We start from the raw sequence: 15,259 nt of genomic DNA, 5'->3' as shown, positions 1-15,259 counted from the left end.
CCACTCAGTGGGTAAGGCGGTTATACCCGTCGCCGTCACGGGATGACGTGAGGCGAGTGCGATAAAGTCGTGACCATCGCGCCCTTGCGGAGTGCCTCATGCCTCGTCCCGAACCGTCGTTGTCGACCCTGGCCAGCCAGGTACCCGCAGACCTGGATGCCTACTGGATGCCGTTCACCGCCAACCGCCAGTTCAAGGCTGCCCCGCGCCTGCTGGTGCGCGCCGAGGGCATGTACTACCACGACGTCGACGACCGCCCGATCCTGGATGGCGCGGCGGGCCTATGGTGCTGCAACGCCGGCCATGCGCGGCCGCGGATCGTGCAGGCGATCCAGCAGCAGGCGGCCACGCTGGATTTCGCGCCGCCCTTCCAGATGGGCTCGCCATTGCCGTTCGTGCTGGCCCAGCGCCTCGCTGCGCTGGCACCGGCGAGCTTGAACCACGTGTTCTTCACCAACTCCGGCTCCGAAGCGGTCGACACCGCCATGAAGATCGCCCTGGCCTACCACCGCCTGCGGGGCGAGGGCCAGCGCACCCGCTTCATCGGCCGCGAAAAGGCCTATCACGGCGTCGGCTTCGGCGGCCTGTCGATCGGCGGCCTGCCCAACAACCGCAAGACGTTCGGGCCGTTGTTGGCCGGCAGCGATTTCCTTCGCCACACGCTCGATCTGGAGCGCAATGCCTTCAGCCCCGGCCTGCCGCGCCACGGCGCCGAACTCGCAGACGACCTGGAACGCCTGATCGCGCTGCACGATGCGTCCACGATCGCGGCGGTGTTCGTCGAGCCGATCGCGGGCTCGGCGGGGGTGATCCTGCCTGCACCGGGCTATCTGCAGCGCCTGCGCGAGATCTGCGACCAGCACGGCATCCTGCTGGTGTTCGATGAGGTGATCACTGGTTTCGGCCGGGTCGGCAACGCCTTCGCCGCGCAGCGCTTCGGCGTCACCCCGGACCTGATGACCCTGGCCAAGGGGCTGACCAACGGCGCGGTGCCGATGGGCGCGGTGCTGGCCAGCGACGCGCTCCACGGCGCCTTCATGCAGGGACCACCAGCCGCGATCGAGTTCTTCCACGGCTATACCTATTCCGGCCACCCGCTGGCCTGCGCAGCGGCCCTGGCGGCGCTGGATACCTACGCCGAGGAGCATCTGTTCGAGCGCGCCCTCGAGCTGGGCGACTACTGGCAGGAGCGGCTGCACAGCCTGCGCGGGCTGCCGCATGTGGTCGACATCCGCAATTTCGGGCTGATCGGCGCGGTCGAGCTGATGCCGCGCAAGGACGCCCCCGGCGCGCGTGGCTACGAGGTGTTCGAGCGCTGCTTCCGCGATGGCCAGTTGCTGGTGCGCTGCACCGGCGATGTGATCGCCCTGTCGCCCCCGCTGATCCTGGCGCGCAGCCACATCGACCGGATCGTGGACGTGCTGGGCGAGATGATCCGCGCCACCGGCTGAGCCTGAATCCACCGGCGACGACGGCGACCGCCGCGATCCTTACAATGGTCGATCACGTTTTGCTCGCGTACCGGATTGCATGGACATTGTCGTCAAAGAAGAACTCAAGGCCTACATCGACCCGCTGACGCAGGACGAGCACGACGCGCTGGAGCGCAGCATCCTGGCCGAAGGCTGCCGCGATGCGCTGGTGCTGTGGGGCGAGGTGCTGGTGGACGGTCACAACCGCTACGGCATCTGCCAGAAGCACGGCCTGCCGTTCCAGACGATCCAGAACACCCGCTTCCAGTCGATGGACGACGTCCACCTGTGGATGATCGAACAGCACCTGGGCCGCCGCAGCGTCTCCGATTTCCAGCGAGGCGTGCTGGCGCTGCGCAAGCGCGACATCCTGGCCGAGCGCCACCGCGCCGATCAGGCCCAGCTGCAGAAAGAAAGCGACGGCGAGATCAGCGGCCCGGCCGATGCCGGTGACGAGGACAGCCCGCCGTGGGCGGCCGCGCCGAAGGTCAGCCGCGCCGACATGGCCCGCGAAGCCCGCTTGAGCAGCAGCCAGGTGACGATGATCGAGCGCATCCACAAGCAGGCCGCGCCCGAACTGGTGGAAGCGGTCAAGACCGGGGTGATCTCGATCAGCGCCGCGGCCGCCGTGGCCGACCTGCCCGAAGACGAACAGCGCGCCGCGGCCGCCGCCGGCAAGGACGAGCTCAAGCAGGCCGCCAAGCGCGTGCGCGAGTCCAAGCGCAAGCCGCGCAAGCCGGTCCAGGAGGTGCTGCACAGTGCCGATGGCGACGCCGAGATCGACCCCAGCCGCGCCGCCGAGATCGCCGATGCGCTCAGCGCACTGGGCGAAGGGCCGGCCGAGCTGCGCCAGCGCATCATCGCGCTGACCCTGGAAAACGACACCCTGCGCCAGCAGCTGGCCGCGCTGCGCAAGCAGGTGGCGGACAGCGGGATGGCCGACGCCTGATCCGCTGTAGTGCCGGCCGCTGGCCGGCACTACCTGTTGCTCATGCCGGGGTCGTTAAACTGCCGCAATGACGCCCACCTCCCCTCCCGACCCGCGCCGCGCCCAGCTGCGTCGGCTCAAACTGATCGCCCTGGCCATGCTGGTGGCGATGCTGGCCGGCTTCGCGGTCAGCCACTGGCACGGCGAACGCGGCATCTGGGCCTGGGTCTCGGCCTTCTGCGAGGCTGCCGCAGTCGGCGCGCTGGCCGACTGGTTCGCGGTGGTGGCCCTGTTCCGTCGGCCGCTCGGCCTGCCCATCCCGCATACCGCGATCATCCCGCGCAGCAAGGACCGCATTGCCGACAGCCTGGCGCTGTTCGTGCGCGACCAGTTCCTGGAACCGCAGGCGCTGCTGGCCCGGCTGCAGGTGTTCGATCCGGCCAGCCGCCTGGGCAGCTGGCTGGCTGAACCCGCCCGGGCCCGCATGCTGGCCGACATGGCGCGCGGTTGGGCGCTGCAGGCGCTGGACTTCCTGGATGAGGCTGCCGTCCGGCGCAGCATCCAGGGCTTTGTGATCCAGCAGCTGCGGCAGTGGAATGCGGCGGCCACCGCGGGGGAATTGCTCGGCCTGCTCACCGCCGACAACCGCCACCAGCGCGTGCTGGACGAAGGCCTGACCCGGATCAGCGAATGGCTGGGCAACGAGAAGGTCAAAGATCGCGCGTCCACGTTGATCGTGGGCTACATCCAGCGCGAGTGGCCCAAGCTGGCCAGCACGGTCAACTGGGTCAAACCGATCGATGAGATCGGCGACACCCTCGCCGAGCGCCTGGCGCATGCGGTGCTGGAGGAACTGCAGCAGATCCTCGCCCAGCCCGAGCATCCGCTGCGGCGCGATTACGAAACCTGGCTGAGCGATTACATCCAGCGGCTGCGCGAAGACCCGGCCCTGGCCGAGAAGGTGGAACAGCTCAAGCAGCAGGTGATCGACCACCCGGCCGTGCAGGAGTACGTGCAGGGCTTGTGGGCACGCATCCACGCCAGCCTGCGTGCCGACCTGGCCAGTGAGGACTCCGCGCTGGCCGGCCATCTGCGCCGCAGTCTCGCCTCCGTAGGCGAGGCGCTGCAGGCCGACCCGTCACTGCGCGAAGCGCTCAACCAGCACCTGATGGACGGTGCCGAGCGCCTGACCACGCGGCTGCGCAGCGGCGTGACCGAGCACATCGCACAGACCGTCAAAAGCTGGGACGAACGCCATCTGGTCGAGCAGCTGGAACTGAGCGTTGGCCGCGACCTGCAGTTCATCCGCTTCAACGGCACGCTGGTCGGTGGCCTGATCGGCGTGATCCTGCACGCGCTGACGGTGTGGTTCCACTGGTAGCGCGATAACCGCTGGCATCGACTGGCGACGCTGGCGGAAACACCGCCAGCGTCGTTGGGTACGTCAGCCGGCGACCGCGCGTACCGCCGCCACCAGTGCGTCCATCTGCGCCGGCGTGCTGAAGATGCCCGGCGTCACCCGCAGGCAGGCGCCCGAGGCCAGCCCTTCGCGCGGCACCACGAACACGCCGGACTGCTTCACCATCCGCTGCGAGGTGGCGGTGTTGTCGCGCATCGTGGTCTGCCCACGCAGCCGGAACGAGGTGATCGCACTGGACAGGCGCGGGTCGTCCGAGCCGAGCAGCTGGATGCGCGCGTCGCCGCGCAACGCGTCCATCCATTGATTGCGCAGGCGCAGCAGGCGCGCCCGCTTGTTGGCCACGCCGATACGCTCGTGCAGCTCCAGTGCGGCCGGCAGCGCCATGTAAGCGGCGAAATTGACCGTGCCGGTGTGCACGCGGGTGCGGATGTCGTCGTGGTCCTGCTCACCCATGTACGGATCCAGGTCACGCACCCGCCCGCGGCGGACATATACCGCCCCGACACCGACCGGCGCGCCGATCCACTTGTGCAGGTTGATCCCGATGAAATCCACGCCCAACGCGCGCAGCGGCGTGTCCACCTGGCCGATGCCGTGCGCGGCGTCGAGTACCACCTCCACGCCGGCCGCCCTGGCCAGCGCGGCGATCTCGGCCACCGGCAGCAGCATGCCGTTGCGGTGGTTGACGTGGGTCAGCAGGAGCAGGCGTACGCGCGGGTTGGCCGCCAGCGCGCGGCGGTACGTCTCCACGATGCTGTCATGGTCGAATGGCTCAGGCAGCGTGATCGCCACCGGCTGCACACCGCGCCGCGCCTGCAGCCACTGCATCGCGCTGATCATGCTGTCGTAGTCGGTGTCGGCGTACATCACCGCATCGCCCGGCGACAGCCCGCGGTAGCTGCCGATCAGCACCTGCATCGCCTCGGTGGCACCGCGGGTGAGCACGATCTCGTCGGTCTCCACGCCCAGCACCTGCGCCAGACGGACGCGGGCCTGTTCAAACAGCGGTGGAAACGCGAGCCGCCCGAACCAGGCGTTGCCGGCATTCACCGTGGCGGTGGCCCGCTGGTAGGCCTGCAGCACCGGGCGCGCCATCGCGCCCCAGTAGCCGTTGTCCAGCATCACGACCTCGTCGGTGAGGTCGTACAGCGCGCGGATTTGTGCCCACCAGCCTTCGTCGGCCGCAAGCTCGGCCGGCGTGCGCGTGCCCACTGCCGGCAGCGTCATCGGCTCAGCGCCCATGGCAGTCGCACCGGACAGTGCCGCGGCGACTGGCAGGGCCAGTGCGCCACGCAGAAGAGAGCGTCGTTGCCGGTCCATCAGTAACGGATCCGGTATTCGGCGTAGAGGTTGCGCCCGTCGGTGTCATACGGCGCGTTCCGCGAATAGATCAGGCCACGGCTGGCCTGGAAGCTGGCCTCGTCCGGATAGCGGTTGAACAGGTTGTCCGAGCCGATCCGCAGCGTCTGCTGCTCGGTGACGTTCCAGCTCACCGCCAGATCGACGAAGCTCATCGCCCCGAAGCGCTGGAAGATATCGCCGGTGGCATTGCCCGAAGAGTCTGTCCATGCCCCGTAGTATCGCAGCTTGCCGAGTACGCTGAAGCGACCCCACGCATACGTGCTGCTCAGCGTCGCCTTCTGCCGCGGCAGGCGCTCTTCGAAGATGCGGCGCTGGCTGTCATTGGTGGCCACACCGGTCGCGCCACTGTCCACCTGGGTCTGGTTGTAGTTGTAGCCCAGCGTGGTGCTCAGGCGGCCCGCGCCGAGTGCGGTGGTGTGGCTGGCCACCACATCCACACCGCGCGTGGTGGTGTCGAAATCGTTGGTGTAGAAGCTCACCGAGGTATACGCCAGCGGATTGGGCACGCCGGCCGGCACCGCGAACGAGGCCGACTGGCTGAAGCGGTCGGTGACCTTGATGTCGTACAGGTCCACCGAGCCGGAGAAGCCCAGGTCGTTCTTCCAGGTCAGGCCGAGCGAGGCGGTGCGCGATTGCTCCGGCTTGAGCGGTTGGGCGCCGAGCTGGATCGCCAGCGGATCGCTGGGCGCGAGGCGGCCAGTGGTGAACACCTGCAAGGTCACGGTATCCAGGCCCTGCTGGGTGCTCTGCGTGTACAGCTGACCCGGCGTGGGCGCACGGAAGCCGGTGGAAAGCGAACCGCGCACGGCTAGGTCCGGAGTGAACTCGAAGCGGCTGGAGAGCTTGCCGTCCACGCTCTCGCCGAAGGCAGAGAAGTGCTCGTAGCGGGTGGCCGCACCGACGGTCCAGCGGGCGGTCAACGGCGCTTCGACATCGATGTACGCCGCGCGGCTGCGCTGGCTCCAGCGACCGGCATTGGCCGCACTGAAGCCCGGCGCACCGTTGGCGCCCCCGGCCAGGCCGGTCACCGCCCCCGGGCCGATCGCATACGACGCCGGATCGCCGGCATCCACGCCGTAGGTTTCCTCGCGCGTTTCCGCACCGAAGGCGATGTTGATCGGTGCGGCCAGCGCGCTGACCGGCAGCGAGTAGACGATATCCGCGTTGAGGTTCTTCTCTTCCTGCGAGAGGCGGCCGAGGTAGAACGAGGTGGGGCTGTCCGGGCCGAGCGAGGCATTGATCGAGTTGCCCAGCGTGTAGTCGATGCGGTTGCGCCCGTAGGAGCCGCTCACATCCCAGCGCCAGCGTTCGCCCCAGTAGCCGCGCAGACCGAGTACGCCCTGCAGGTCGTCCTGTTCGTTGCCGTATTTCGGGCTGAAACCGGTCGGGTACAGGCCGCGCGCGTCCCAGCCGGGGAACACACGGCTGCGGTTGTAGACCGAGGCCGTGCCATCGGGATTACGCCAGTTGAAATCACTGACGCCCTCGCTGTGACCGTACAGACCGAAACCGTAGAGATCGACGCTGTCGTTCAAGGCCAGGTTGAGGTTGAAGCCGAAATGGCGGTTTTCCAGGTCCGGCTGGCCCCAGCGCTGCACCGGATCGGGCACGACCAGATCCGGGTGGGCGTTCTGGAAGGCGATCGCATCGGCGCGCTGGCGGCTGCGCGAGGTCGCATCGGATCTGTCCCAGTCGGCGAACAGCGACAGACTGCCCTTGTCACCCAGCGCGAAGCCGTGGCGGCCGCCGATCTTGCGACCGGTCCCATCGCCTTCGCTGTATTCGGACAGGCCCAGCGACAGTTCCCCGCCGACGCGGTCATCCAGAATGATGTTGATCACCCCGGCGATGGCGTCCGAGCCGTACTGCGCCGACGCGCCATCGCGCAGCACTTCGATGCGCTGGATCGCATGCACCGGAATCTGCGCCAGGTCCGGGCCCTGCGCACCGCGCGCGCCCAACAGGGCCGAACGATGGAAGCGGCGGCCGTTGACCAGGACCAGGGTCTGGTCCGGCGAAAGGCCGCGCAGCGTGGCCGGCCGCACGAACACCAGCCCGTCGTTCATGGGCATGCGCTGGACCACGAAGGAAGGCACCAGCTGGGCCAGCACGTCGTTGAGGTCGGAGGATTCGATCGCCTGGATCTCTTCCTGCGAGAACACGTCCACCGGGGCCAGCGTGTCGAACTGCGTGCGGTTGCTGCCGCGCGTGCCGGTGACGATCATCGTGTCCAGGGTGGCGGGGGCCGCGGCAGTCCCTGCCGGGGCGGCCTCGGCACGCGCATCGGCGGCCGTGGCGAAGGTAAGGACGGACAACACCGCTACAGCAAGCACACAACGATTCACTGACGACTCCGCAAACGAACAGATGGGGGATGCCGTGACGGCGTGTCACGACATCCTCACAGTTTGTTGACGCGATATTGCCCGGCAGTGACACGCAGGCGACGGTCTTATCGCCCGCCCCACATACGCCAGCGCACGGCGTTTACCCGCTGCGGACACCGACCTGACGCTTGTCTAACGAAATGATAATGACTATCATTCACTGATCGGCTGTACGCCTAGCCAACCGGCGCCCGGATGCACCACGCCTTCCCCGCGCAACGCCCCGTGTACACCCCCTGATCCGCTCCGCTTTGCCTGCCCTGCTGCCTCTGGCAGCGTCGCTGCGCGTGCGTGCTGCCGTTATCTCACACTGGAAGTGTTGCCATGTCCCGTTCGTCCGCGTCACCGTTGTCCCGGCCATCGTTGTTGGCCATCGCGCTTGTCGCCGCCCTCGCCGGGCCAGCACTGCCCGCCTTCGCCGAGGCCGCGCCGAATGATGCGACCACGCTGGACACGATCAAGGTGACCGCCGATGGCGAGATTCCCAACTCGTATACCGTCAAGCAGGCCAGCACCGCCACCAAGTTGAACCTGTCGCTGCGCCACACCCCGCAGTCGGTCACCGTGCTGACCCGCCAGCGCCTGGACGATATGGGGCTGTACGCGTTGTCCGATGTGATGGGCCAGGTCACCGGCGTGCATGTATCGGTCACCGATTCGGAGCGCATCAACTACATCTCACGCGGCTACAGCATCACCAATTTCCAGATCGACGGGATGCTCAACACGTTTGGTGGCTCGCTCAAGACCAACACCGACAGCGCGATCTACGAGCGCATCGAAGTGGTCCGCGGCGCGACCGGCCTGACCACCGGTGCCGGTGACCCGTCGGGCACCATCAACATGGTCCGCAAGCGCCCGACCCAGGAGATGGCGATGAGCGCCGGCCTGACCGTGGGCCGCTGGGGCAACCAGCGCCTGGAAGCGGACATCGGCGGCCCGGTCGCACTGGATGGCCGCGTGCGCGCGCGCTTCGTCGCCGCCAAACAGCAGAGCGATTCCTTCCGCGATGTGTACCGTCTGGACAAGGATGTGTTCTACGGCATCGTGCAGGCCGACCTGACCGACAGCACCCTGTTCGAAGTCGGCTATGACTACCAGTCACCGGAAACCAAGGGCGTGACCTGGGGCGTCGTGCCGTACTGGGGCCCGGACGGCACGCCGGCCAACCTGCCGCGCTCGACCAACCTGTCGGCAAGCTGGAGCAGCTGGCCGATCGTGGAAAAGACCACCTTCATGCGTCTGGAGCAGCAGCTCGGCAATGGCTGGTCGTTGAAGGCCAGCGCGACCCAAGCCAAGCGCAACACCGATGGTGACGTCTGGTACGGCGCGCAGGGCTATCCGGCGCCGGATGGTACCGGTGTGCGCGCCTACCTCTCGCATTTCGCCGAACGCAGCGAAATGAACGTGTTCGACCTCAACGCCAGCGGCTCGTTCCAGCTGTTCGGCCGCGAGCATGAACTGGTATTCGGCCTCGGTCAGTCGGTTCGCAAGGGCGAATCGCCTGCCTCGGAGTTCACGCAGCCGCCGGGCTACGACGTGGTACCGGACTGGCGCACCTGGACCGGTGACGTCGCCCCGTTGCCGCTCACCCGGCATGATTGGCTGGCCTCGGAGAACGAGCTGACGCAGAAAGCCGCCTACGTGGCCGCCCGCCTGCAGCTGGCCGATCCGTTGCTGGCCGTGCTCGGCGCGCGCTATGGCAGCTGGGAGACCCGCAGCTGGCGCTACACCAACGATGCGGCCGGCAACCGCACCGGCACCACCCGCGGCGGCTACAAGCCGGACGATTCGCTGACGCCCTATTTCGGCCTGGTCTACGACTTCAGCAGGCAGTTCAGCGCCTACGCCAGCTACACCGACATCTTCCAGCCGCAGGACTACCGCGACAAGAACAACGACTACCTGGAGCCGGTGGTCGGCGACATGTGGGAGGCCGGTCTGAAGGGTGAATTCTTCGGTGGCCGCCTGAACACCTCCGCCGCCGTGTTCAAGGGCGAGAAGGACAATGTCGCCGAGCTCGACGATTCAGTGCCGGCCGCCTCGCTGCCCGATGGCGGCAGCGCCTACCGGTCCACCGGCAAGGGCAACAAGGTCAAGGGCTGGGAACTGGAAGCCCAGGGCAGCCTGACCGAGAACTGGAACCTGTCGGCCGGGTTCGCGCACACCACCATCCGCAACCAGGCTGGCGTGGTGCAGAACACCGCCAACCCGGTGGACACGTTCCGCCTCAACACCAGCTGGCGCCCGAGCGGTGAGTGGAACCGCCTCTCGCTGGGCGGCGGCGTGACCTGGCAGAGCCGGATCTACCGCAACAGCACCAAGCCGCGCGCCGATTACGCGACCAGCGGCCGTACCGAATCGGCGGTGATGAGCCAAGACGCGTTCTACCTGGTCAATGTGTTCGCCGGTTACCGCTTCAATGACAATTTCTCCGCGCAGCTCAACGTCAACAACCTGCTCGACAAGAAGTACTTCAGCAACGTCGGTTTCTACAACGGCGTGTATTGGGGTGAACCGCGCAATGTGATGTTGAACCTGCGCTGGAAGCTCTGACACCGGCTCCAAGGGACCACTGCGACGCGCAGTGAACACGGCCAGGGATGGCCACTATCCTTCATCACCGGCTGCGGCCGGTGATGCCCGTTTCCCCGATCGATCAGCAGGTTTCCGTGGACAGCACGCCGCACGCCAGCGCCAGGTTCAACCGTCTTGGTTCCTTCTTCACCCGCCCCTGGCTGGGTGTCCTGTCACGCTCGCTCGCCGCGATCTTCGGCGGCTACGCGCTGGCCGCGACCTGCTCGATGTTCTTCGCGGTCGCGCTGCCGATCGCGCGCGGGCAAGCGGTGCTGACCGGCATGCTGGTGGCGATCGTGCTGTGCGCCTGCGCGGCGCTGTGGGCGTTCGCTACCCGTACCGCGCTGCGCGCGTGGGTCGGCATCCTGATCCCGACCGCGCTGTTCTGGATCGGCACCCGCCTGCTGCAGGGGGTCGCATGAAGAACGGATTCCGCCAGTCGATGGCCTGGCTGCACACCTGGACCGGCCTGCTGGTCGGCTGGCTGCTGCTGCTGATTTTCATGGCCGGCACGGCCAGCTATTACCGCGAGGAAATCAGCCGCTGGATGCGCCCGGAGCTGCCGCGCAGCAGCGTGACCGCCGACGTGGCGGCCGAGCGCGCCCTGACCTTCCTGCAGCACAAGGCGCCGCAGGCCGAGAGCTGGAACGTCACCCTGCCCGACCCGCGCAACCCGGCGATGCGCATGTTCTGGCGCAACCCCGAATCGATGGTCAAGCCGCCGGTGGAAGGCGAGCGCCGTCGGCGCGGCGGTGGCCGCTTCGGCGATGCCACCGTCGATCCGAACACCGGCGAGGAAATCGCCGCGCGCGAAACCCGCGGCGGTGACTTCTTCTATCGCCTGCATTTCGACCTGCACTACATCCCGGTGTACTGGGCGCGCTATCTGGTCGGCTTCTGCGCGATGTTCATGCTGGTGGCGATCATCACCGGCGTGATCACGCACAAGAAGATCTTCAAGGACTTCTTCACCTTCCGCCCGGAGAAGGGCCTGAGGTCGTGGCTGGACTTCCACAACGTCAGCGCGGTGATGGCACTGCCGTACCACGCGATGATCACCTACACCGGCATCGTCACGTTGATGTTCATGTACCTGCCATGGGGCGTGAGCGTGGCCTATCCCAAGGATGAGGAGGCGTTCTTCAGCGAGGCCTTCGCTCGCCTGGCCGAGATCGAGACCCCGGCTGAAGGACGCGCCACGCCGCTGCCGATCCAGCAGTTGCTCGACAGCGCGCGCGCCGAATGGAAGGGTGCGGATGTGGCTGGCTTCACCCTGTACCACCCGGGCGCGGCGAACGCGATCGTGGACATCACCCAGCGCGATGGAAAGCGCCTGTCGGTGGATACCCCGTCGCTGCGCTTCAACGCCATCACCGGCCAGTTGCTCGAGGCCAGCCCGGCCTCGGGCGGCGCCACCCAGACCCGCGGCGTGATGTACGGCCTGCACCTGGCGCGGTTCGCCGATTGGGGCCTGCGTGCGCTGTTCTTCCTGTCCGGCCTGATCGGCTGCCTGATGGTCGCCAGCGGCGTGGTGCTGTGGGCGGTGAAGGAACGGCCCAAGCACGCCAAGTCCGGCAAGACCGGCTTCGGCCTGCGCTTGGTCGACGCGCTCAACATCGGCGCGGTGGCTGGCCTGCCGATCGCCTTCGCCACCTACTTCCTGGCCAATCGTCTGCTGCCGGTACAGATGGCCGAGCGCTCCAACGCCGAGGTCAATGCGTTCTTCTATGCATGGGCCGCCGCATTGCTGGCCGGTTTCCTCTGGCCCAAGCGGATCATGTGGACGTGGCAGCTGTACCTGGGCGGCGCGCTGTTTGCGTTGATTCCCGTGGTCAATGCAGTCACCACGCATGCGCATCTGGGCGTCACCCTGCGCACCGGTGACTGGGTGCTGGCCGGGTTCGATCTGACCATGCTCGCCTTCGGCGCGATGCTGGCCTACTGCGGTCATCGCATGCAGCGCTGGCAGCCACCGCTGAGTGCGGCCGAGAAGAAGCGCCGCCAGCAGGCCGCTGCTGCGGGGGCGACGGCATGATGCTGCTCGCAATCACGCTGACCTTCTCCGCGTTCACGGCGTTGTCGCTGGCCATGGACAAGCACCAGCTGGACCTGCACGGCAAAGCCGGCGCCAGCGCATCGCGCATGCGGGTGTGGCGCTGGGTGGGGTGGACGTTGCTGACCGTCACGTTCGCGCTGTGCGTGATGGACCACGGCTGGGCGATCGGCCCGGTGCTGTGGCTGGGCGCGCTGACGATCAGCGGGGTGGTGATCGCGTTTGGGCTGTACCCGTACCGCCCGCGCTGGATCGCGCCGCTGGCGTGGGCGTTGCCGGTGATGGGGATGGCGGTGGCGCTGGTCGCGCGCTGAGGGAGCAGCCACGCGCAGCCGCACCGCGATCGCCGATCAGGGCACCAGTGAAAACATATGCGCGGCGACAGGACGGCCGTCGATGACCAATCGGTTGCGCGCCACGCCTTCACGCAGGGCGCCGGCCTTCACCGCCACCCGTTCGCTGGCCTCATTGCCCACGGCCACGACGATCTCCACCCGATGCAGGCCCAGCGGCCCGAATGCCTGGGCAGCCAGCGCCCGGACGACGCGGGGCGCCACGCCTTGGCCACGGCACGACGGCCGCACCCAGTAGCCCAGGTTGCAGAACCGGGGGTCGTGATGGATCTTGTTCAATCCCGCGCCGCCGACGAAGGCGGCCGTGTCCTGGTCGAAGATTCCGTATTCGCAGGCCGTGCCTGCCGCCCAGCCGTCCCGGCAGGCCTGGAACCATTGCAGCGCCTGCTCGACGCGGTAGTCGACCGAGCTCCAGGGCATCCAGCGCCGCATGCCCTCGGCCGATTCACGCACCGCCGCCGCAAAGGAGGCGGCGTCGACATCCTCGAACGGCCGCAGCAGCAGCCCGTCGGCGTGGAGCGGGCTGTCGTCCATGTCAGCCCCCGTCCGGTCAGGCGCCGTAGCGGCGCAGTTCCCACGCGCGGTGGATGCGCGGGTTGCGTTCGAAGTCCGCCCCGATGGTCTCGGGCGAAATCTCCTTGCACTCCGCGAATTCCTTGATCGCTTCGTCGTCCAGCTTGAAGCGGCGGAAGTTGTTGGAGAAATACAGCACGCCTTCCGGGCTCAAGCGCGCCACGGCCGCACGCAGCAGGCGCACGTGTTCGCGCTGGATGTCGAAGTCATCGGCGCGGGCGGAGTTGGAGAAGGTCGGCGGATCGCAGAAGATCACGTCGAAGCGGTGACGCTCGGCTTCCAGCCACGCCAGCGCATCGGCCTGGATCAGCTGGTGCTGGCTGCCGCCCTTGCCGTTCAACGCGAGGTTGTCGGCGCACCACTGCAGATAGGTGCCGGACAGATCCACGCTGGTGGTGGTCGCGGCACCGGCCACGGCGGCCTGCACCGAGGCGACGCCGGTGTAGCAGAACAGGTTGAGGAAGCGCTTGCCCTGGGCTTCCTGCGCCATGTGCCAGCGCAGCGGACGGTGATCCAGGAACAGGCCGGTGTCCAGATAATCGAACAGGTTCACGCGCAGCAGCGCATCGTTCTCGCGCACCAGCACGAACTCGCCGCGCTGCTCGAAACGACCGTACTTGCTGCCGCCCTTGCCACGCTCTCGCGACTTCAGCGCGACCTGCTCGGCCGGCACCTGGAAGACCTCGCGCGCAGCCGAGAGCAGCTCGTTGCGGCGGCGACGCACATCCACGTCCGGAATGGTCGCCGGGGCCGCGTATTCCTGCACATGCAGGAACGTGCGGCGGGCACCGCCGTCTTCTTCATAGACATCGATGGCGGCTGCGTACTCGGGCAGATCGGCATCGTAAACGCGGTAGCAGGTGATGCTCTCGCGCGTCCGCCACGTCTTGAACTTCTTGATGTTCTTGCGCAGGCGGTTGGCCACCATCTGCGCGCCCTCGCTCAGCTCGCGCGGCTGGCCGGTGTTCTCGCGCTGCGGCACTGCGATCGGGTCGCAGACGATCAGCGCACACTCGATGGCACCGTTGAACAGCTGGTACTTCTTGTTGGCGCGCAGGCCGGTGGCGAAAGCCAGGTCGGCGCTGCCGCACAGCAGGCTGGCACGCCACTGCGGCACCGCGCGCTTGAGCGCGTCGCCAAGTTGGCGGTACAGCACCGCGTCGGCGGCCAGGCGCTCGTCATAGGGCGGGTTGCAGACCACGCAGCCGGTCTCCTGCGGGGGGACCTGCACATCGGTGATGTCGCGCACGCCGAACCAGATGGCATGGCCCACACCGGCCGTTTCGGCGTTCTGCTTGGCCGCATGGATGGCGTGCGGATCCACGTCGCTGCCGTGGATCACCTGCTTGAGTGCGCTGCGGCCGACGGTTTCGCGGGCGCGCGCTTCTTCCATCAGGCTGTTCCAAGCGTCGCGGTCGAAGCCCAGCCAGCGGCTCGGCGGAATGCTGCCGTGGCGCTGCAGGCCCGGGGCCACGTCGGCGGCCATCAAGGCGCCTTCGATCAGCAGCGTGCCGCTGCCGCACATCGGGTCGAGCAGGCCACCGCCTTCGCTGTGGATCTTCGGCCAGTTGGCGCGCAGCAGCACCGCGGCGGCCAGGTTTTCTTTCAGCGGCGCATCGTTCTGCGCCATGCGCCAGCCGCGACGGTGCATCGGGCCACCGCCCAGGTCGATCGAGATCGTGGCCCGGCCCTTGCGCAGCGACAGGTTGATGCGCACGTCCGGGAAGTCGGTGTTGACCGACGGCCGCTCCAGGCCCTGCGCGCGCAGGCTGTCGACCACGCCGTCCTTGACCCGCTGCGCGGCGAAGCGCGCGTGCGTGATCTCGGTACCGGACACATGCGCGTCCACCGAGAGGGTCAGCTCGGGGCTGATGTGCTGCTCCCACGCCATCGCCGAGACGCCCTGGTAGAGCGATCCCTCGTCCGGGCACTCGAACTCGGCCAGCGGCCACAGCACCCGGCTGGCCAGGCGCGACCACAGCACCACACGCTGCGCCTGCGCCAGCTCGCCCTCGGCGTTGACACCGGAAATGGTGGCGGTGGCCTTGTCCAGGCCGAGCGCCAACAGTTCGTCGGCGAGCAGATACTCCAGGCCCTTGGCGCAGGAAACAAAGAATTTCACGGAATCGGTATC

Annotated in this window: 11 protein-coding genes; 7 read left to right on the top strand and 4 right to left on the bottom strand. The window is 67.7% G+C overall.

Annotated elements, in window-relative coordinates; translation table 11 throughout:
* Window positions 1-98: 98 nt before the first annotated feature.
* From ACWV8V_RS02755 to ACWV8V_RS02745, 3 genes are all read left to right on the top strand, one after another.
* Window positions 99-1,451 carry an aminotransferase class III-fold pyridoxal phosphate-dependent enzyme gene (locus tag ACWV8V_RS02755; protein ID WP_455898890.1) on the top strand — a complete coding sequence of 451 codons (1,353 nt, stop codon included), beginning with the start codon at window positions 99-101 and terminating at the stop codon, window positions 1,449-1,451.
* A 79-nt stretch (window positions 1,452-1,530) separates the two neighbouring features.
* Window positions 1,531-2,421 carry a plasmid replication/partition related protein gene (locus ACWV8V_RS02750; RefSeq protein ID WP_455898889.1) on the top strand — a complete coding sequence of 297 codons (891 nt, stop codon included), beginning with the start codon at window positions 1,531-1,533 and terminating at the stop codon, window positions 2,419-2,421.
* 67 nt (window positions 2,422-2,488) lie between these two features.
* Window positions 2,489-3,781: a DUF445 domain-containing protein gene (locus tag ACWV8V_RS02745; RefSeq protein ID WP_070426981.1), complete on the top strand. Its 1,293-nt coding sequence runs from the start codon at window positions 2,489-2,491 to the stop codon at window positions 3,779-3,781.
* Between the two features lie 63 nt (window positions 3,782-3,844).
* Here ACWV8V_RS02745 and ACWV8V_RS02740 read toward each other — a convergent pair whose 3' ends face one another.
* Together ACWV8V_RS02740 and ACWV8V_RS02735 are read right to left on the bottom strand one after the other, a co-directional pair.
* On the bottom strand, window positions 3,845-5,140 hold the full coding sequence (locus ACWV8V_RS02740) for an aminotransferase class V-fold PLP-dependent enzyme (protein WP_455898888.1): 1,296 nt from the start codon (window positions 5,138-5,140) through the stop codon (window positions 3,845-3,847).
* Window positions 5,140-7,500: a TonB-dependent receptor plug domain-containing protein gene (locus ACWV8V_RS02735; protein ID WP_455898887.1), complete on the bottom strand. Its 2,361-nt coding sequence runs from the start codon at window positions 7,498-7,500 to the stop codon at window positions 5,140-5,142. Before ACWV8V_RS02735 ends, ACWV8V_RS02740 begins: the two co-directional genes overlap by 1 nt.
* 393 nt (window positions 7,501-7,893) lie before the next feature.
* Between ACWV8V_RS02735 and ACWV8V_RS02730 the strand changes: the two genes are divergently transcribed.
* The 4 genes from ACWV8V_RS02730 to ACWV8V_RS02715 all read left to right on the top strand — a co-directional run bounded on the left by ACWV8V_RS02730 (window position 7,894) and on the right by ACWV8V_RS02715 (window position 12,513).
* Window positions 7,894-10,125: a TonB-dependent siderophore receptor gene (locus ACWV8V_RS02730; protein WP_455898886.1), complete on the top strand. Its 2,232-nt coding sequence runs from the start codon at window positions 7,894-7,896 to the stop codon at window positions 10,123-10,125.
* An 83-nt stretch (window positions 10,126-10,208) separates the two neighbouring features.
* The gene (locus tag ACWV8V_RS02725; protein WP_259260190.1) at window positions 10,209-10,568 is read left to right on the top strand and encodes a DUF3649 domain-containing protein; all 360 of its coding nucleotides are present in this window, start codon (window positions 10,209-10,211) and stop codon (window positions 10,566-10,568) included.
* The gene (locus ACWV8V_RS02720; protein WP_455898885.1) at window positions 10,565-12,181 is read left to right on the top strand and encodes a PepSY-associated TM helix domain-containing protein; all 1,617 of its coding nucleotides are present in this window, start codon (window positions 10,565-10,567) and stop codon (window positions 12,179-12,181) included. Before ACWV8V_RS02725 ends, ACWV8V_RS02720 begins: the two co-directional genes overlap by 4 nt.
* Window positions 12,178-12,513 (top strand): DUF3325 domain-containing protein, encoded by a 336-nt coding sequence (locus ACWV8V_RS02715; protein WP_455898884.1) that lies wholly within the window; start codon window positions 12,178-12,180, stop codon window positions 12,511-12,513. The genes ACWV8V_RS02720 and ACWV8V_RS02715 overlap by 4 nt, the downstream gene beginning before the upstream one ends.
* 36 nt (window positions 12,514-12,549) lie before the next feature.
* Here ACWV8V_RS02715 and ACWV8V_RS02710 read toward each other — a convergent pair whose 3' ends face one another.
* Window positions 12,550-13,086 carry a GNAT family N-acetyltransferase gene (locus ACWV8V_RS02710; RefSeq protein WP_455898883.1) on the bottom strand — a complete coding sequence of 179 codons (537 nt, stop codon included), beginning with the start codon at window positions 13,084-13,086 and terminating at the stop codon, window positions 12,550-12,552.
* A 16-nt stretch (window positions 13,087-13,102) separates the two neighbouring features.
* Entirely contained in the window at window positions 13,103-15,247 is a 2,145-nt protein-coding gene (gene rlmKL, locus ACWV8V_RS02705; RefSeq protein ID WP_455898882.1) for a bifunctional 23S rRNA (guanine(2069)-N(7))-methyltransferase RlmK/23S rRNA (guanine(2445)-N(2))-methyltransferase RlmL, read from the bottom strand.
* Window positions 15,248-15,259 lie beyond the last annotated feature (12 nt).

It is taken from the genome of Stenotrophomonas sp. Ker107b, from assembly GCF_053847245.1.
The sequence above is the reverse complement of the archived record's forward strand: the minus strand, read 5'-3'. Positions and strand labels throughout refer to the sequence as shown.

Coding starts and splice junctions, on each gene's coding strand:
- ACWV8V_RS02755 (WP_455898890.1), top strand. CDS start 99: ATGCCTCGTCCCGAACCGTCGTTGTCGACCCTGGCCAGCCAGGTACCC.
- ACWV8V_RS02710 (WP_455898883.1), bottom strand. CDS start 13,086: ATGGACGACAGCCCGCTCCACGCCGACGGGCTGCTGCTGCGGCCGTTC.
- ACWV8V_RS02715 (WP_455898884.1), top strand. CDS start 12,178: ATGATGCTGCTCGCAATCACGCTGACCTTCTCCGCGTTCACGGCGTTG.
- ACWV8V_RS02740 (WP_455898888.1), bottom strand. CDS start 5,140: ATGGACCGGCAACGACGCTCTCTTCTGCGTGGCGCACTGGCCCTGCCA.
- ACWV8V_RS02720 (WP_455898885.1), top strand. CDS start 10,565: ATGAAGAACGGATTCCGCCAGTCGATGGCCTGGCTGCACACCTGGACC.
- ACWV8V_RS02725 (WP_259260190.1), top strand. CDS start 10,209: ATGCCCGTTTCCCCGATCGATCAGCAGGTTTCCGTGGACAGCACGCCG.
- ACWV8V_RS02750 (WP_455898889.1), top strand. CDS start 1,531: ATGGACATTGTCGTCAAAGAAGAACTCAAGGCCTACATCGACCCGCTG.
- ACWV8V_RS02745 (WP_070426981.1), top strand. CDS start 2,489: ATGACGCCCACCTCCCCTCCCGACCCGCGCCGCGCCCAGCTGCGTCGG.
- ACWV8V_RS02730 (WP_455898886.1), top strand. CDS start 7,894: ATGTCCCGTTCGTCCGCGTCACCGTTGTCCCGGCCATCGTTGTTGGCC.